The organism is Sphingomonas sp. SL1004, from assembly GCF_057815015.1.
This window is the reverse complement of record NZ_JBYMUX010000002.1, coordinates 252,854-270,292: the sequence shown is the minus strand read 5'-3', so window position 1 is coordinate 270,292 and position 17,439 is coordinate 252,854. Positions and strand designations below refer to the sequence as shown.

At 67.4% G+C, this 17,439-nt stretch carries 16 protein-coding genes; 9 read left to right on the top strand and 7 right to left on the bottom strand.

Annotation, left to right across the window (positions count from 1 at the left end; genetic code table 11):
* Positions 1 to 30 precede the first annotated feature (30 nt).
* From AC3D24_RS21930 to AC3D24_RS21920, 3 genes are all read right to left on the bottom strand, one after another.
* Complete coding sequence (locus tag AC3D24_RS21930) at positions 31 to 1,713, bottom strand: FAD-dependent monooxygenase (protein ID WP_489033661.1); 1,683 nt, start codon at positions 1,711 to 1,713, stop codon at positions 31 to 33.
* A complete protein-coding gene (locus AC3D24_RS21925) occupies positions 1,710 to 2,273 on the bottom strand; it encodes a MarR family winged helix-turn-helix transcriptional regulator (RefSeq protein ID WP_489033660.1) in 564 nt (187 codons plus the stop codon). Before AC3D24_RS21925 ends, AC3D24_RS21930 begins: the two co-directional genes overlap by 4 nt.
* Positions 2,274 to 2,457: 184 nt before the next feature.
* On the bottom strand, positions 2,458 to 3,228 hold the full coding sequence (locus AC3D24_RS21920) for an IS5 family transposase (RefSeq protein WP_489033659.1): 771 nt from the start codon (positions 3,226 to 3,228) through the stop codon (positions 2,458 to 2,460).
* Positions 3,229 to 3,386: 158 nt separating this feature from the next.
* Here AC3D24_RS21920 and AC3D24_RS21915 point away from each other — a divergent pair, with 158 nt between their 5' ends.
* Positions 3,387 to 4,811: a carboxylesterase/lipase family protein gene (locus AC3D24_RS21915; protein ID WP_489033657.1), complete on the top strand. Its 1,425-nt coding sequence runs from the start codon at positions 3,387 to 3,389 to the stop codon at positions 4,809 to 4,811.
* Between the two features lie 12 nt (positions 4,812 to 4,823).
* Here AC3D24_RS21915 and AC3D24_RS21910 read toward each other — a convergent pair whose 3' ends face one another.
* On the bottom strand, positions 4,824 to 5,372 hold the full coding sequence (locus AC3D24_RS21910) for a DUF3237 domain-containing protein (protein WP_489033656.1): 549 nt from the start codon (positions 5,370 to 5,372) through the stop codon (positions 4,824 to 4,826).
* Between the two features lie 97 nt (positions 5,373 to 5,469).
* On the opposite strand from AC3D24_RS21910, the gene AC3D24_RS21905 reads away from it, so the two are divergent.
* The 5 genes from AC3D24_RS21905 to AC3D24_RS21885 are packed head-to-tail and all read left to right on the top strand — an operon-like array spanning position 5,470 to position 10,970.
* Positions 5,470 to 6,858: an aldehyde dehydrogenase gene (locus AC3D24_RS21905; RefSeq protein WP_489033654.1), complete on the top strand. Its 1,389-nt coding sequence runs from the start codon at positions 5,470 to 5,472 to the stop codon at positions 6,856 to 6,858.
* A gap of 23 nt (positions 6,859 to 6,881) precedes the next feature.
* Positions 6,882 to 7,718, top strand: a complete 837-nt coding sequence (locus AC3D24_RS21900) for a p-hydroxycinnamoyl CoA hydratase/lyase (protein WP_489033653.1) — start codon at positions 6,882 to 6,884, stop codon at positions 7,716 to 7,718.
* Entirely contained in the window at positions 7,715 to 9,850 is a 2,136-nt protein-coding gene (locus tag AC3D24_RS21895; RefSeq protein WP_489033806.1) for an acetate--CoA ligase family protein, read from the top strand. Before AC3D24_RS21900 ends, AC3D24_RS21895 begins: the two co-directional genes overlap by 4 nt.
* Positions 9,851 to 9,861: 11 nt before the next feature.
* Positions 9,862 to 10,209 carry an MFS transporter gene (locus AC3D24_RS21890; RefSeq protein ID WP_489033652.1) on the top strand — a complete coding sequence of 116 codons (348 nt, stop codon included), beginning with the start codon at positions 9,862 to 9,864 and terminating at the stop codon, positions 10,207 to 10,209.
* On the top strand, positions 10,185 to 10,970 hold the full coding sequence (locus AC3D24_RS21885; protein ID WP_489033651.1) for an MFS transporter: 786 nt from the start codon (positions 10,185 to 10,187) through the stop codon (positions 10,968 to 10,970). Before AC3D24_RS21890 ends, AC3D24_RS21885 begins: the two co-directional genes overlap by 25 nt.
* Here the strand turns inward: AC3D24_RS21885 and AC3D24_RS21880 are convergent.
* From AC3D24_RS21880 to AC3D24_RS21870, 3 genes are read right to left on the bottom strand one after another with little or no spacing between them, the layout of a single operon-like run.
* Entirely contained in the window at positions 10,944 to 11,897 is a 954-nt protein-coding gene (locus AC3D24_RS21880) for a PhnD/SsuA/transferrin family substrate-binding protein (protein ID WP_489033649.1), read from the bottom strand. The genes AC3D24_RS21885 and AC3D24_RS21880 overlap by 27 nt on opposite strands.
* A gap of 5 nt (positions 11,898 to 11,902) precedes the next feature.
* Entirely contained in the window at positions 11,903 to 12,901 is a 999-nt protein-coding gene (locus AC3D24_RS21875; protein ID WP_489033648.1) for a cupin domain-containing protein, read from the bottom strand.
* Positions 12,898 to 13,809: a VOC family protein gene (locus tag AC3D24_RS21870; RefSeq protein ID WP_489033647.1), complete on the bottom strand. Its 912-nt coding sequence runs from the start codon at positions 13,807 to 13,809 to the stop codon at positions 12,898 to 12,900. Before AC3D24_RS21870 ends, AC3D24_RS21875 begins: the two co-directional genes overlap by 4 nt.
* A 125-nt stretch (positions 13,810 to 13,934) precedes the next feature.
* Here AC3D24_RS21870 and AC3D24_RS21865 point away from each other — a divergent pair, with 125 nt between their 5' ends.
* From AC3D24_RS21865 to AC3D24_RS21855, 3 genes are all read left to right on the top strand, one after another.
* Positions 13,935 to 14,819, top strand: coding sequence for a LysR family transcriptional regulator (locus tag AC3D24_RS21865; RefSeq protein WP_489033646.1), 885 nt, complete (start codon positions 13,935 to 13,937; stop codon positions 14,817 to 14,819).
* Between the two features lie 173 nt (positions 14,820 to 14,992).
* Positions 14,993 to 16,537, top strand: coding sequence for a bifunctional 3-(3-hydroxy-phenyl)propionate/3-hydroxycinnamic acid hydroxylase (locus AC3D24_RS21860; RefSeq protein WP_489033804.1), 1,545 nt, complete (start codon positions 14,993 to 14,995; stop codon positions 16,535 to 16,537).
* A gap of 27 nt (positions 16,538 to 16,564) precedes the next feature.
* Entirely contained in the window at positions 16,565 to 17,392 is an 828-nt protein-coding gene (locus AC3D24_RS21855) for a fumarylacetoacetate hydrolase family protein (RefSeq protein ID WP_489033645.1), read from the top strand.
* The last annotated feature ends 47 nt before the right edge of the window (positions 17,393 to 17,439 follow it).

The following is a 17,439-nucleotide window of genomic DNA, read 5'->3' as shown; positions in this document are numbered from 1 at the left end:
CCTTGAACAACGGACTGTGATCGGAGACGCTCACGCGTCGGGCTCAGAGGTGCTGTGGAAAACGCGTCTGCAGTACTCGACTAGTGCATCAGGCTGATCAAGCGGGGCTCGAAACGCTATGTGTCCGTCCGGCCGGATCAAAACGTAGGCCGGTCGACCATCCAAGCCAAATGCCCGATGTGCCTGTCCGTCTAGGTCGAAAAGTGTCTCGACGCCCGGCTCTGGGATGCCCTTGCCATATCCCATCACCAGCTTTGGACGCACAAACGGCCATGGCCCTACTTGATTGACAAGGATCCGAGGCTGCGCAGACCGCTCTTCCTGCCGACCGTCGAAGACAAGCAACGACCAACCCCAACTGCGGCCGTCCGGGTTGTATATGTGCTCGAACAACGAAACCACTGCGCCATCCTGCTGGGTTACTTGAGCGTCAGGCGCACGGTCGCCCGACCTTGGTTCGTTCCGGTGCAATACCTTGTCCAAAAATCCCATTCGATCAATGCTCAACGGACTGTCTGGATAGCTCACGTTGATCTGTTGAGGATCAGTAGTCCCTTGAATGAAAGTACCCATGTACGGGACGATATGCGATGATGCGCGAAGCGCCGCATCGCCTATCGCGCCGCGATACATGATTTGCCGGAAGCCCTGGGCCTGCTGTTTGTCGAGGCGGGCGTGCTCGTTCTGGCGTTCCCCCCCGTAGGATTCCAGTACAGTCTTTGCGGAGGAGCCGTTGATCTCCATTGCCAGCCTCCAGGCGATCTCCACGGCATCGTGGAACCCGGCGTTCATACCTTGCCCTCCTATGGGCAAGGTGAAATGCCCAGCATCTCCCACCAGGAAAACGCGGCCCTCGGCATACTTGGGTGCGACACCGTGTTTGAACCTGCTGTGAGTTAGCCAGATCGGATCGGTGAGGGTCACGGTATTGTCGCCGGTTACCTTACGGGCAAGGTCCTGTATCTCCCCGATCGTTGGATCGCGGTCCGGCACGCCCTCGTCATTCTCGAGAAAGAACAGCCTGTGATAGCCGCCCCATACGGGCATCACGCCGCAGAAGCCTTCCTTATAGTAGAAAAACCAGAGCTGATCGGGATCCGTCGGACGTCGCCACGACAGTTTGGCGTCGGCTTGGCGGTTCATCCGTCCCTCGAACGCTGTAGTCTCGTGCTCAGCGTCAATCGAGCGGCGGATCGTGCCTTCATTGCCGTCCGCCCCAACAAGATAACGACATCGCAGCTTCTGGTTGGGCTGGTCGCTATCAAGATCATCAGTGATATGAACCCATACCCCGGTCTCATCCTGGTCTACAGCAAGGACCTTCACGCCACGCGTTAATCGACCACCTCGCGCGACATACGTGTCGTTAAGGGTCGTCTCGATGACATCCTGACCACTGTAGATCACGTGACCAAATGGACTCGACTGTTCTTCGACTGGCATGGGCTTGTCGGGTCTATCGAACACAAACGTGCTGATCTTATCGACGACATAGGATTTCTCGACGATAGCGTCACGCAAGCCGATGCTATGCAAAAGCTCCTGCGGTCTCGCCCATACATTGTTTGCGCGGGAGTTAGCCTTGGGGCCGTCACGTTGTTCCAAAACAATGCAATCAACGCCATGATGGCGTAACGCACATCCGGTGGTCAGCCCAATCGGTCCAGCCCCCACAACGATAACATTAGCGTCGAACTTTTCGTTCGGACTCATCGGGCTTCCTTAGACATTGTGGAGTATTTCGTTCTTCCGCTGTGGGCTAGCGCCAGGGAAAGATCTGAGTTCGAGTCATTGGGACAAGCGAGTTCGGCCATTTCGCACCGGCGCGCTTCTAGACGATCGCGCACGCCGGCCAGAAGACGGCTCGTCACCTCGATAGCCTCTGCGGAAAATTCAGCGAGCAACTCGTTCGCGGTCGACAACCATTGTCGATTTGCCTCGTTTAGCACAGTGCGTCCGGTGGACGTTAGTTGTACAAGTTTGGCGCGGCGATGGTGAGGATTGTCGGTAAACTCCGTAAAACCTTCGGCGGTGAGTTCATCGGCCAGGCGCTGCACAGATTGACGTACAAGCCCCATATTTCGCGCGATCCCGGCTACCGGTAAGGAACCGTTCGCCTCCTGAATCGCGCCCAACACTTGCCAACGCGCACTTGTCAGGCCGAGCGGACGCACGAGCTCATCGCCATAAGCGATCATGGCACCATTTGCGCGAAACACGGCGAATGAGAGCACGCTGCCCAAATGCGTATATGGGTCGGCAGAGTCGGTCATAATGGGAGTCTGCTGTCATGTAAGGGAGCTACCCAAACTCATGTACCGCCCTCCGGTTCCAATATTTTAAAGGAATAAGCATCGCCGACCATGGCGTTCGCAGTAAGTGGGTAGCTAAGAGCCCGACTCATAATTCGAGTTTAGCGATACGGAGTGTCATTCGCCTGATGGATGAGACGACCATTCAGGCCTCGGACGAGGCAATGGAGGTTTCCCAGTCCTTGGCGAGACGACGGCACCGGTTGAGCCACGCCAGGGTGCGTTCAACGACCCAGCGCCGGGGCAGAATGACAAAGCCCGTCAGGTCGGAACGTCTGATGATTTCGATTGTCAGCCGATCAATGTGCGCGACCGCTGCTTCAAGCTTCTGGCCGGCATAACCGCCATCGGCGAACAGTCTGGTGAGCGCGGGATACGCGTCGCAGGATCGCTCGATCAGACCGGGCGCCCCGTCGCGGTCCTGCACATCGGCGCCATGCACCACGCCTTCGAGCATGTTGCCGAGCGTGTCGGTCACGATGTGGCGTTTACGCCCCTTGATCTTCTTGCCCGCGTCGTAGCCGCACGGCCCACCCGCCTCGGTGGTCTTGACCGACTGGCTATCAATGACGCCTGCGGTCGGCGCCGGCGTGCGACCTTCCGATACCCGCACCCATGCCACCAGCACTGCGTTGATGAAATCGAGCAGGCCGTTGTCGCGCATCCGGTAGAAATGGTACTGCACCGTTGTGAAGGGCGGAAAGTCCTTGGGCAGTTGCGCCCACTGGCACCCGGTCGCCGCGATATACTGGATCGCATCCCACAAGGTCCGCGCCTTGTGCTTGCGCGGCCGTCCCACCCTAGAGGTCCGCCTCAACAACGGGCGGACGACAGCCCATTCTTCATCGGTGCAGTCGCTTGCATAGCGCAGCCTGCTTCTGTCATGCTCGCGCCGAGCGGTTTCAGTCCAGCTCATGTGATCCTCGTGGTCTTCGCACCCCCCGGTGAATCACAAGCTACTGAAATCGCTCAACTCAATTTTCGGTTGGGCTCTCAGGGAATCCCAAGCGTCAGTTTTGCAACAAAGCCCTCTGCCTCCAGCCGGGCGTCGCGATCGCGCAGGACGCGACCCGCGTGAATGCACCCGCGGGTGCGCTTCAGGGTTTCGCAGCGGGAGATGCCGTCGCGTTCGAGGGCATCCCCTATGCTGCGCCGCCGGTCGGCGCGGACCGGTGGCGCGCCCCGCAGCCGGCCGCGCGCTGGTCGGGCGTGCGCATCGCGGACCATTACGGCGCCGACTGCGCGCAGGCGCCGTTTCCGCAGGCTGCCGCCCCGATCCGGACGCAGCCGGCCGAGAACTGCCTGTACCTGAACGTCTGGACACCGCGTGGCCCTGCCACGGGGCGGAAGCGGCCGGTGATGGTGTGGATTCATGGCGGCGGCTTCGTCAACGGCGGCAGTTCGCCCGCGATCTATTCGGGCGAGCGGTTCGCGCGCGATGGCGTCGTCTTCGTCAGCTTCAACTATCGGCTCGGCCGGTTCGGCTTCTTCGCGCATCCTGCGCTTGCGGCCGAGGGCGGCGGGGGAAATTTCGGGTTCATGGACCAGATCGCTGCGCTGAAATGGGTGCAGGCAAACATCGCGGCGTTCGGTGGCGACCCCAACAACGTCACGCTGATCGGCGAGAGCGCGGGCGGCATGTCCGTCAATGTCGCGATGACCGCGCCGGGCGCACGCGGGCTGTTCGCTAAGGCGATCATTGAATCCGGCGCCGGGCGTGACGGCGCGCTGCCGATGCGGCCGCTCGCGGTGGCGGCGCAGGCGGGGCAGGCCTTCCTGCCGGGCAGAACCGCCGCCGCGCTCCGCGCACTGCCGGCCGATCAGGTCGTCGCCGGGCTTAGCATGACGACGATGATGAGTCCGACCTTTTCCGACCCGATGATCGACGGCAAGACGATATGGCGCACGCCGTTCGCCAGCTACCTTGCGGGCGACTATGCCCGCGTGCTGCTGATCGTCGGCGCGAACAGCGCGGACGGCAGTCCCTTCGTCACCGACAAGGCGGCGATCTTCGCGTCCTACGGCAAGCTCGCCGACGAAGCGCGCGTGCTCTACGATTCCGGGGGCGCCGTGTCCGGGCTGCAACTCGGCATCGCGACCTGGGCCGATTGCAACATGATCGAACCCGCCCGCGCGATCGCGCGCGTCGCGAGCGCCACGCAGCCGGTCTATCTCTACCGCTTCGGCTACGTAACCCCGGCGCTGCGGACCGAGGTGGCGGGCGCGTCGCATGCAAGCGAGATCCCGTACGCGTTCGATACCGTCGACGTGCGGCGGCAGCCACCGTTCGCCGCGTCCGATCGGCCGATCGCTACCGCGATGCACCGCTACTGGGTCTCGTTCGCCACGACCGGGCGTCCGGTCGAAGACACCGCTTGGCCGCGGTACGACGCAGCCAAGGGCCTAGTGCAGGCGATCGACGCCGGCCATATCGGCCAGGCCGCCGATCCGCTCCAGCCGCGCCTCGATCTAAACGAACGCGCGTCGGACGGCGGCTGACGCGCGCCGCGATCAGGACACCGCGAAGACGCGGATGATCGCCCGGTCGGGCAGCCGCGCGCCAACGCCGACGAACACCGTCTCGTTCAGCCAGCGGTGCGGGCCGTCGCCGACCTCGAACTGCGGACTGGTCCGGAAATAATAGTCCTTGGCCGACACCGGCTCGCCGGCCATCAGCCGCTGCATCACCGCGGCGGGCGCGCGGCGGATGCCGGCATTCTCGATCCCGATCACGGCGCCGTCGTCGGCCTGTATCCAGTAGCGCGCCCACACCCGTGTCAGCCCGTCGCCCGGCCGGATCCCCTGCCAGTCCGCACCCCCGGGCAGTACGATTGCGCTTAACCGCGGCCCTGCGACGGCGCCACCGACAATCGGCACGATCCGCCGCCGCACGCCGTCGATCGTACCCAGTTCTTGGATCGGGCCGAGCAGCACATCGGCCTGGAAGGCGAAAGTGAGGCGTGGTTCGGGATAGTCGGACGGGATCGCCGCCGTGGTCGCTGCTCCGCTTGCGAGGCCGATGCCGGTTGCACCGGCCGCCAAAATATCGCGTCTGTTCATTCCCGTCCCCCCTGGTTGCGGCGCGTTTATACACTCGAAAGCCGCTTGCAGCCGAATACAACATGCTATTATACATAGCAATAATGGAGGAGTGTCTATGGCCGAAGCGGATCATCAGGACGCCATGTTCGCGCGGCGCAATCCCGTGAGCGGGGCGATCGCGACACAGGCATGTGCGATGACCCCGGCCGAGGCGAGCGCCGCTTGCGACGCGGCGGCCGTCGCGCTTTCCGGATGGTCGGCGCTCGGTCCCAATGCGCACCGGGCGATGCTGGGCAAAGCCGCCGAAGCGCTGGAAGCGCGTGCCGACGCGTTCATCGCCGCGATGATGGGCGAAACCGGCGCGACCGAGGGTTGGGCACGTTTCAACCTGATGTTGGCGGCCGGCTTGGTGCGCGAGGCCGCGGCGCTGACGACCCAAATCGGCGGCGAAGTGATCCCGTCGGACAAGCCCGGCTGCATCGCGATGGCGCTGCGCGAGCCCGCAGGCGTGGTGCTCGGCATCGCGCCGTGGAACGCGCCGATCATCCTCGGCGTCCGTGCTATCGCGGTGCCGCTGGCGTGCGGCAATACCGTTGTGCTCAAGGCCTCCGAACTGTGCCCGCAGACGCACACGCTGATCGTCGAGGCGTTCGCCGAGGCGTTGCCGCCAGGCACGATCCAGCTCGTCACCAACGCGCCTGCCGATGCTGGCGACGTCGTCGGCGTGCTGATCGACCACAAGGCGGTGCGCCGGGTCAACTTCACCGGATCGACGCATGTCGGGCGGATCGTCGCGCGGCGCTGTGCCGACAATCTGAAGCCGGCGTTGCTCGAACTTGGCGGCAAGGCGCCCTTGCTGATTCTAGAGGATGCCGATCTCGACGAGGCAGTGAAGGCGGCGGCGTTCGGCGCGTTCATGAACTCGGGGCAGATCTGCATGTCCACAGAGCGGATCATTGTCGTCGACAGCGTCGCCGATGCCTTCGCGCAGAAGTTCGCGGCGAAGGTCGTCACGATGGCGGCGGGCGCGGTGATCGACCGCAAGACGGTGGAGACCGTCGCGTCGCTGGTCGAGGACGCGCTGGCGCAGGGGGCGACGCGACTGACCGGCGGCGACGCGGATGGCGTGGTGATGGCGGCGCAGGTGATCGACGGCGTCACGCCCGCCATGAAGCTGTTCCGCGACGAAAGCTTCGGCCCGGTCGTCGGCATCGCCCGCGCGCGCGACGAGGCGCACGCCATCGAACTCGCCAACGACACCGACTATGGCCTGTCCGCCGCGGTGTTCACGCGCGACACCGCCCGGGGGCTGCGCATCGCGCGCCAGATCAAGTCGGGCATCTGCCACGTCAACGGGCCGACCGTGCATGACGAGGCGCAGATGCCGTTCGGCGGGGTCGGCGCGTCGGGCTATGGCCGCTTCGGCGGCCGCGCCGGGATCGACGCCTTTACCGAGCTGCGCTGGATCACGATCGAGACGCAGCCCGGCCATTTCCCCATCTGATTTTCCGCGGAGCCTTACCCTACATGACCGACCGTATTGAAGAAGACACCGTCGCCTACATGATCGAGGACGGCATCGCCTGGGTCAGCTTCAACCGCCCCGAAAAGCGCAATTGCATGAGCCCCAGGCTCAACCGGCAGATGATGCGCGTGCTCGACTTGCTGGAATATCGCGACGATGTCGGCGTGCTGGTGCTGACGGGCGAGGGCAGCGCGTGGTCCGCGGGCATGGACCTGAAGGAATATTTCCGCGAGACCGAGGCGCAAGGGCTCGGCGCGTCGCGGCAGGCGCAGCGCGAGAGCTATGGCTGGTGGCGGCGGCTGCGCTGGTATCAGAAGCCGACGATCGCGATGGTCAATGGCTGGTGCTTCGGCGGCGGCTATGGCCCGCTGTTCGCGTGCGACCTGGCGTTCGCCGCGGACGAGGCGCAGTTCGGGCTCAGTGAGATCAACTGGGGCATCCTGCCCGGCGGCGGCGCATCGAAGGTGGCGGTGGAATTGCTGCCGTTCCGCAAGGCGATGTACCACGCGATGATGGGCGAGAATGTCGACGGCAAGACCGCGGCCGAATGGGGCCTGGTCAACGAGGCGGTGCCGCTGGACGGACTGAAGGCGCGCGTGACCGCGGTCGCGAACGTGCTGCTCGGCAAGAACCCGGTGGCGCTGAAGGCGACCAAGGATGCGATCCGCCGCGTGCGCGAAATGACCTATGACAATGCCGAGGATTTCCTGATCCGCGCACAGGAGGCCGCCAACAGCTACGACAATGAGGGCCGCAAGGAGGGCATCCGGCAGTTCATCGACGACAAGACGTTCAAGCCGGGGCTCGGCGCGTACGACAAGTCTAAGCAGCAGGCCTGAGCGTGACGGGGGCGGTCGAGGAGTGGGTTGGAGCGCGGGTCGGGATCGAGCGGTTGCTGCGGCCGCGATCGGTCGCGGTGGTGGGGGCGTCGGACAAGCCGGGTGCGCTCGGCGCGTCGGTGATCGCCAATCTCGACCGCAACGGCTTTGCGGGCGAGGTCTATCCGATCAACCCGAACCGAGAGACGATCGCGGGGCGCCCGTGCCTCCCGCACATCGCCGAATTACCCGACGGCGTCGACGTCGCGGTGCTGGCGATTCCCCGCGCGGGCGTGCTGCCCGCGGTGCGCGAGCTCGCGGCGCGGGGCGTGGGCGCGGCGGTGATCTTCTCCGCGGGCTTTGCCGAAGGGGGCGAGGCGGGGCTGGCCGAGCAACAGGAGATCGCCGCGATCGCTGCCGAGGCGGGGATGGTGATCGAGGGGCCGAACTGCCTGGGGCTGGTCAACCATCTGTCTGGCGCGCCGCTGACCTTCGTCGAGACGCGCGTGTCGCCGCCGGCACCGGGGCAGCGCGGGATCGGCATCGTCTCGCAATCGGGGGCGATGGCGGCGGTCCTGGGCACGGTGTTCCAGGCACGCGACCTGGGGCTGACGGTATCGGTATCGACCGGCAACGAGGCGGCGAGCGGCGTCGAGGACTATGTCGAATGGCTCGTCGAGGAGCCCGGGACGCAGGTGATCGCGATGATCGTCGAGCAGTTCCGCAAGCCCGCGCGCTTCCTGGCGGCGGCGCGCGCGGCGCATGCGGCGGGCAAGACGATCGTGCTGCTCCATCCCGGCCGATCGGGCGCGGCGCGCGAGAGTGCGGCGACGCATACCGGCGCGATGGCAGGCGATTACGACCTCATGCGATTGCTGGTCGCGGGCGCGGGCGTGGTGTTCGCGGAGACGCTGGAGGAACTCGCCGACATCGCCGAGATCGCCGCGCGATGCCCGATGCTGCCCGAGGCGGGGGTCGCGGTGCTGGGCGAATCGGGGGCGTTCAAGGCGCTGATGCTCGATCTGGCCGAGAACCTCGCCTTGTCGCTGCCGGCGCTGGGCGATGCGGATTCGCCGGCGCTGCGCGCGGCGTTGCCTGACTTCGTAGGGGTGTCGAACCCGCTCGACATGACCGCGCAGGGGCTGGTCGAGCCGGACCTGTACGCGCGGACGCTGACGGCTCTGCTCGGCGACGCGCGTATCGGGACCGTGGTGATGGGGATCATCCAGACCGATCCGGTGACGACGGGGATCAAGGTGCCGCCGCTGCTTCGCGCGCTGGGTGAGGGAGCCGGCAAGGCGGTGATCTTCGCCGGACTCGACGAGGGCGCGCCGATCCCGGCCGCCGACGTCGCCGCGTTGCGCGCGCTGTCGGTGCCGTATTTCCCGTCGCCCGAACGCGCGCTGCGCGCCGTCGCACGGCTGGTGGCGCGGACCGCGCCGGTTATGACGGACGACGCGGCGGGGCCGATGCTCGACCTGCCGATGGCGGGGGGCGTGGTGCCCGAATATTGCGGCAAGGCGCTGCTGGCCAAGGCGGCGTTCGTGTTTCCGGTGGCGCAACTGGCGACCGATATGGCCGGCGCGCAGGCCGCCGCCGCGGCGATCGGCTATCCGGTGGTGCTCAAGGCGCAGTCGCCTCAACTCAGCCACAAGAGCGATGCCGGCGGCGTCGCGGTGGGGATCGCCGATGTGGGGGCGCTGGCGGCGGCATGGGAGCGGATGACCGCGGACGTCGGCGCGTATCTGCCCGGCGTCGCGCTGGACGGCATCCTGGTCGAGGCGATGGGTGCGCGTGGGCTGGAGATGATCGTCGGCGCGCGGCGCGACCCCGATTGGGGCGCGGCGGTGCTGGTCGGCTTCGGCGGGGTGCAGGCCGAAATCCTGAAGGATGTGACGCTGGTCGCGCCGGGAACGACGCGCGAAAAGATCGTCGCGGCGATCCGGGGCTTGCGCAGCGGCGCGCTGCTCGACGGCTGGCGGGGCGGCCCGAGGCTCGACGTCGATGCGCTTGCCGCGCTGGTCGAGCGGCTGGCCGCGGTGATGCAGGCCAATGCAGACGTGCGCGAAATCGACCTCAACCCCGTGATCCTCTATCCGCAGGGGCAGGGCGCGGTCGCGCTCGATGCGCTGATGCTGGTCGATCCGGCCTGAAGGAGCCCGCCATGACCGATCCGCGCCGCCTGCTCGACGAAGCGCCGATGACGGCGCCGCAGATCGTCGCGATCGGCCTGTGCGTGCTGCTCAACGCGCTCGACGGGTTCGACGTGCTGGCGATCAGCTTCGCCTCGCCGGGGATCGCAGCGGAATGGGGCATCGACCGCGCGGCCTTGGGCGTCGTGCTGTCGATGGAACTGATCGGCATGGCGGTCGGATCGGTGGCGCTGGGCGCGGTCGCCGATCGCGCGGGGCGGCGACCGACGATCCTCGGCTGCCTGATCGTCATGGCGCTGGGCATGGCGGCGACGACGCAGGTGGCTGGCGCAGCGTGTTCGCGCTGGGCGCGGGGATGACGGCGGTGTGCCTGCCGCTGGCGCTGTGGCTGCTGCCCGAATCGATCGGCTTCCTGGTGCAGCGCAGGCGGGCCGATGCGCTGGCGCGGGTCAATGCGGTGCTGGCGCGGATGCGGCATGCGCGGGTCGAGGCGCTACCGGTCGCGACGGGGACGGGCGGGGTGCCGGTCGCGGAGCTGTTCACGCCCGTACTCGCGCGCACCACGATCCTGCTGACGATCGCCTATTTCGCGCAGCTGATGACATTCTATTTCATGCTCAAATGGATCCCGAAGATCGTCGTCGACATGGGGTTCAGCGCGGCGCGCGCCGGGGGCGTGCTGGTTTGGGCGAATATCGGCGGGTTGGCGGGCGGCGTCGCGTTCGGGCTGGCGACGGTGAAGGCCGGGGTGAGGCCGTTGATGGCGGTGAGCCTGCTTGCCTCCGCGGCGATGGTGGCGGTGTTCGGGCGGGGTTACGGCGACCTGGCGACGCTGGCGCTGGTCGCGGGGATCACGGGGTTCTGCACCAATGCCTGCATGGTCGGGCTGTATGCGCTGGTGGCGCAGGGATTTCCGGCGGCGGTGCGCGGCGGCGGCACCGGCTTCGTCATCGGGCTGGGGCGCGGCGGCGCGGCGCTGGGGCCGATCGCGGCAGGCGCGATGTTCCAGGCGGGCTGGAGCTTGCAGGCGGTGGCGGTGGCGATGGCGGCGGGATCGCTGGTCGCGTTCGCCGCGCTGCTTATGCTGCCGCGGTCAGGCGAACAGCGCGTCCGGGGTTAGCCGCCGCGGCGTCAGCCCGTCGGCCTCGGCATAGCGCAGCATCGTCGCCAGCGTCGCGCGGTTCGCCTCCAGCCCATAGGTCCAGGGATCGCCGCCGAGCGCGGCACGCGCCGCATTGGCGTGATCGGACAGCCAGGGCAGCGCGACCTTGGGGAAATCGCGCGCGATCAGATCGGCGGCGGCGAGGCGGCGCGCCTCCTCGAACGCGGCGTGGAGCGCGTGCGGCAGGTCGGGATGCGCGTCCACCAGCGCGCGCCGCACGACCAGGACGTGCATGATCGGGAACAGCCGCGTGCGCCGCCAGTAACCGAGTTCGGCGATGCGCGGCTCGGGCCACATCCGTGCGACCGGCGCGGTGCCTTGGAGGAAGCAGCGCGGCGCGCCGGGGCTCATCACCGCGTCGATTGCGCCCTCCGCGAGCAGCGCGTCGAGCGTCCCGGCCGAGCGCTCGACCCGGATACCGTCTGGCAGCATCATCGCCGCACGGTTCTCGAGCACCGGCGCGTGGAGCCCCGCCGCGACCCAGTCGATCGATCCGCGGGTGACGCCGTGATCGTCGGCGAGCATCCCGCGCAGCCACAGCCCCGCGGTCTGCTGGTAATCGACGGTGCCGATGCGGCGGCCGGCGAGATCCTCCGGCCGGTCGATGCCGCGATCGGTGCGGACGTAGAGGTTGGCGTGGCGGAAGCTGCGCGACAGGAACACCGGCACGGCGACGTAATCGCGCTTGCCCGCCGCCACGCGCGCGATGTGCGATCCCATCGACAGCTCGGCGACGTCGTACGCCGCCTCGCGCATCACCTGGCGGAACAGCGTCTGCGCCTCGACGATGCGGATCTCGGCCGCGTGGCCTTCGATGGCGACGCGGCCGTCGAGCAATGCCTCGACCCGGTCGGAGAATGTGGTGCCGATCGAGAGCGTCGCCATGGCCGTCAGCCGGCCGTCACGTCGATGCCGTCGAGCCCCGCTAGCCGATCGCGATCGGCGGCAAGGTCGCCATCGAGCGCGAAGCTGAACGCGCGGCTCTCGGCGCCCGCGGTCCAGAAGGTGCCGCCATTGCCGCCGCTGCTCGTCGCCAGCCAGCGCGCGGTACCGCCCAGCACCTCGGTGGCGTAAGCCGTCCCCGCAGGGATGTTGACCGCATCGCCGCCCGAAAGGTCATGCGTAAGGCCGTCCAACGTGACGCTCAGCCGCCCCTCCAGCACGTAGACGAAGACATGGGTCGAGCTATGTCTGAGCGTCGGCAGCGCGGCACCGCGCCCCCCCTCGATTACGCGCATGTCAACCTTGCCGTCGCTCTGCGCCCCCGTCAGGATCGCGGTCGACAGATGACCGAGCAGACTGTGCCGCGAGCCGAATCCGGCCTCGAGGAAATAGGGCGACGGGCCCTCGGGCAGCCGCTGGTCACCCGCGCCGATCGGTGTCGCCTCGGCATAGACGGCGTCCTCGACGCGCATGATGCGGTGCTTGCCCATCGCCGGGCCCATGCGAGAGAAATCGAACGGATGGCCCTCAGGCGGCAGGCCGGTCATGCCCCAGACTTCGCCCGCATCCGCAAAGAACTGTTCCCAGCCGCCGGGTGCCACGATGCCGAAGAACTGCGTGCGCGGCGCGACGCTGCGATAGCTGTGGTGTACGCGCGGCGGGACATAGGCGAAGTCGCCGGGCGCGAGGACGCGCGATTCGCCGTCGCCCCATACCTGCAGGCGGCCGCGGGTGACGAACCAGGTGTCGTGCTCGCGTTCATGCCAGTGCATCGGGATGGGGCCGCGATCGAGCGGGCATTCGGCCACGACCGCGCCGAACCCGCCGGCGGTCTGATCGACCCCGGCGAGCGTGCGGATCACCTGTCCGGCGACGAGATGCGACAGGCCTTCGCCGGCGCGCAGAACATAAGGGATAGTGCCGGGTAGGGTGGTGGTGTCGGTCATTGTCTCTCTCCTTCGGGTCGGGCGAACGGGATGGCGAGCTGCGCCGCCTTACATTCCACCGTCTTGGGCGGGGCGATGCCCCATTGGTCGGTGCGGCCGGCGGGCCAGGTCCAGTCGTCCGGTCCTCCCGCGCGATAGCCGTCATCGACCTGCAGCACGTCTGCGGTATATTCGACAACGAAGCCGAACGGGTCGACGAAATAGGCGAACACGTTGTTGCCGGGGCCGTGGCGGCCGGGGCCCCAGCCGATCGGGAAGTGATGGCCGACCATTCGTCCGGCGGCGCGCATCACGCCCTCCCAGTCGGGAAGTTGGAACGCGATGTGGTTGAGCGTGTTAACCGGCGCGTCGGCGATCACGACCGAATGATGGTCACTGTTGGTGCGCACAAACGCCATCATCTTCGAACGGTCGGTTAGCGTGAAGCCCAGCGCCCCGGTATAGAAGTCGGCATCGCGCATCACGTCGTCGCTGTTGATGTTGACGTGCGCCAGCCGCTCAGGGCGATCCGGGTCGGGTGCGAGCGGTACGGCTAGAATGTCGTCATGGACGATGCGGATCGTGCGGCCCTGTGCGTCGCGCACCGCCAGGATCGTGCCGGCACCCGGCTCATCGGCTGTTTTACCAGCATCGAGCCGCTCTGCACCGCGGGCGACCATCGCGGCGACGAGCACGTGCGGATCGGTTTCCAGCGCGGCACGGAAGGTCATCGACCGGATTGCGCTCTCATCACCCGCATGCAGCGCGAAGATCTGCGCGTCGCCGCCGGTGCCGCGCAGCCAGACGCTCGTCCTGGTGCGGTCAGCGACGGTCAGGCCCCAGACATCGGTGTAGAATGCGGCTGCGGCGGCGAGATCGGGCACCATCACATCGACGCTGCGCAAGCCCGCGACCGGAAACTTGGCCATTTCAAATCCTCTCATCCTCGCCGTCGTCTGCGGCGCGGGCACGGTATGGCGTGCCGCGGCCATATCTGGCAAATACGCGATTCGTAGGGAAGCATAGGAATTGCCTATGCCTTCAGGAGAGCATGATGATCGATCCGCGGATCCTGCGCACGTTCCTGGCGGTATGTCGCGAGGGATCGATCAGTGGAGCGGCGCGGTGGCTCAACATTTCGCAGCCATCGGTGTCGGTCGCGATCGCGCAGCTCGAGCGGAGCCTGGGTGGCGGGCTGTTCGAGCGCGGGCGACAGGGCATCTCGCTGACGCCGGCGGGCGAGGCGCTGCTCAGGCGCGCGGAGATGATGGAGGTGCTGCTCGCCGATGCCGAGGAGGCGGTGGCATTGGCGCGCACCGGCATTCGCGGACCGCTCAGGATCGGCGGCACGCCCGGCGCGCTGGTCAGCCTGGTGCCCTCCGCGATCGCGCGGATGGAGCGCGCCGATCACATGGCGCTGACGGTGATCGAACAGGCCGATGCGCAGCTGACCGACCTCCTCCGCCGCGGCGAGATCGAGGTCGCGGTGGTGACCACGGGGCTGGAGCCGCCGCCGTCCGATATGATCGAGCGCTCGATCGCGCGCGATCCCTTCTCGCTGATCGTCGGGCGGGCGCATGCGCATCTGGGGCCGGTCGTATCGCTTAAGGAAGTGGCGTCGCTCGGCTGGGTGTTGCCGCAGGCGGCGGGCGCATTCCACCGCCAGATCGACGCGTTGTTCCTCGCCGCGGAGACGACCTTGCCCGCCGACGTGATTCGCTGCGATTCGCTGCTGACGTCGAAGGCGATCGTCCGTCGCGGCAAGCGCGTGACCGTGCTGCCGCGCGGCGTGGTGGAGGCGGAGCTGTCGATGGGCCTGCTCCGTGCGATCCCGATCGCCGACGTGCCGATCACGCGGACGATCGGCATCCGCACGCTGGCGGGGCGGCAATTGTCGGAACTCGGCAGCCAGTTCGTGGCAGCGATCGTCGCCGACTGACATAGCCTGATCCTATGGCCGTGCTAAAAACCAGTATTTTACATTATTGCTATGCCGGATCACACAGGCTCCACCGCCGGGAAGAGCGGATCTGGAGGGGTTTCGATGTCGTTCGACCATCACATTGCGAAGCGCTGCATGCGCCTTGGCCATAGCCGGTGAGCGACGCGTCCCTGTTCGATCTGGCGATCATTGGCTGCGGGCCGGTCGGTGCGCTGGCCGCCAACCTCGCCGCGAAGGCCGGGCTGTCGGTGCTGGTGATCGACCGCGACGCGACCGCGCATCCGCTGCCGCGCGCGGTGCACCTCGACCATGAGATGATGCGGTTGTTCCAGGCGGCGGGCCTTGCCAAGGCGATCGCACCGGGCATGCGCGAGACGCAGGGCCATCTGCACGTCGGTGCCGATCACGGCGTGATCCGCTATATGGGCACCGCGGGACGGCCGAAACCGTTCGGCTGGGCCAACGACTATTTCTTCTATCAGCCCGAACTCGAACAGCGACTGCGCGAGGGGCTGGCGCGCTTTCCGAACGTCACGCAGGCGATGGGCGTCGAACTCGCCGCGTTCGACCAGGATGCCGACGGCGTCACGCTGCATCTGAGCGGCGTCGATGGCCCGGCACAGATGCGCGCGCGCTGGGTGATCGCCGCCGACGGCGCGCGCAGTCAGGTGCGCAAGCTGCTCGGCATCGCGCTCGACGATCTCGATTTCGAGGAGCCGTGGCTGGTGGTCGATGCCGAGGTCGACGGGCCGGTGCGCTTCCCCGATCTGTGGGGCGTGCCAGAGGCGGCGGACATCCAGCAGCTGTCGGTGATGATGTGCGATCCGAAGCGGCCGGCGACGATCGTGCCGGGGCGTGGCAACATCCGCCGCTGGGAATTCATGCTGCTGCCCGGCGAGGACGATGCCGCGATGATGCGTGCCGACCGCGTCGCCGCGCTGATCGAGCCGTATCTGGGCGGCGTGCCGCACCGCATCGTCCGCGCGACGACCTATCGCTTCCACGGGCTGATCGCCGAGCGCTGGCGCGAGGGCCGGGTGTTCCTGGCGGGCGACGCCGCGCACCAGACCCCGCCCTTCTTCGGGCAGGGCATGTGCCACGGCATGCGCGATGCCGCGAACCTGGTGTGGAAGCTCGACCTGGTCGTGCGCGGGCTGGCCGATCCGGCGCTGCTCAACAGCTATCAGCCAGAACGCGATCCGCATGTGCGCAGCGTCGTCACCGCCGCGGTCGATGCCGGGCGCTATATCTGCGAACTCGATCCCGGCCTCGCCGCTGCACGCGACGAGGCGATGCGCGAGCGCGCGCGGTCCGGCGCGACCGGCACCGCGGCGGACCTGATCCCGGCCTATCGCGACGGCGTGATCGCCGCCGGCACGCCGGGCGCGGGCGAGCGGTTCGTCCAGCCCTGGGTCGACGGGCGATTGCTCGACGATGTCGTCGGCGGCGGCTGGCGGCTGTTCGTGCAGGGCAATGTCGCCGCCGCGCACACCGCCGCCGCACGGCTCGCGCCGATCGCGGTGTCGGTAGTCGACGTGGCCGATATCGCCGACGACGGCACGCTCGCGCGCTGGCTGGCGGAACGCGCCGCGACCGCGGTGCTGGTGCGCCCCGATTCCTATGCGTTCGGCACCGCACCGGGCGACGCCGCCGCGCTGATCGACGCGGCGCGCAATGCGCTTGCCCTCGCCCCGCTGGCGGAGATGGCGGCATGACCCAATCACCAGAAGGAACTCAGTAACATGGCGTATGTCAGCTTCCGCCGCGCGGACGGCACGGCGAGCTTCGGCCGCCTCGACGGCGACCGCATCCTGGACCTGGGGCACGCGGCGGCCAGCCTGAAGGCGGCGATCGTCGCGGGGGACCTCGACGCGCTTGAGGGCGGCGACACCGTCGCGCTCGCCGACGTCACGCTGCTGCCGGTGATCGCCGATCCCGCCAAGATCCTGTGCGTCGGCCATAATTACGAGAGCCATCGGCAGGAGACCGGCCGGGCGAAGGTGGAGCATCCGTCGATCTTCACGCGCTTCGCCGACACGTTGGTCGCCGATGGCGCGCCTATCCTGCTGCCCAAGGTGTCGGGCAATCTCGATTTCGAAGGCGAGCTCGCGATCGTGATCGGTCGCGGCGGGCGTCATATCAAAGAGGCCGACGCGCTGGACCACATTGCCGGCTATGCGTGCTTCAACGACGCCAGCATCCGCGACTGGCAGTGGCATACGACGCAGTTCATCCCGGGCAAGAACTTCCCCGGTACCGGCGGGTTCGGGCCGAAGCTCGTCACCGCCGCCGAGGCGGGCGACCTGAGCGACGTGCATGTCACGACCCGGCTCAACGGCGAGATCGTCCAGGATCAGCCGATCCGCGACATGATCTTTTCTATCGCGAAGATCATCGCCTACGTCTCCGCCTTCACGCCGCTGTCGCCGGGCGACGTGATCGCCACCGGCACGCCGGGCGGCGTCGGCGCCAAGCGCACCCCGCCGCTGTGGATGAAGGCGGGCGACACCGTGACCGTGGATATCGGGCCTGTGGGAACGCTGACCAACATCATCGCCGCCGGGGACTGAACAACGAGGGCGCCGCCGCAGAGTGCCGCCGACAACCGAAGGGAGAG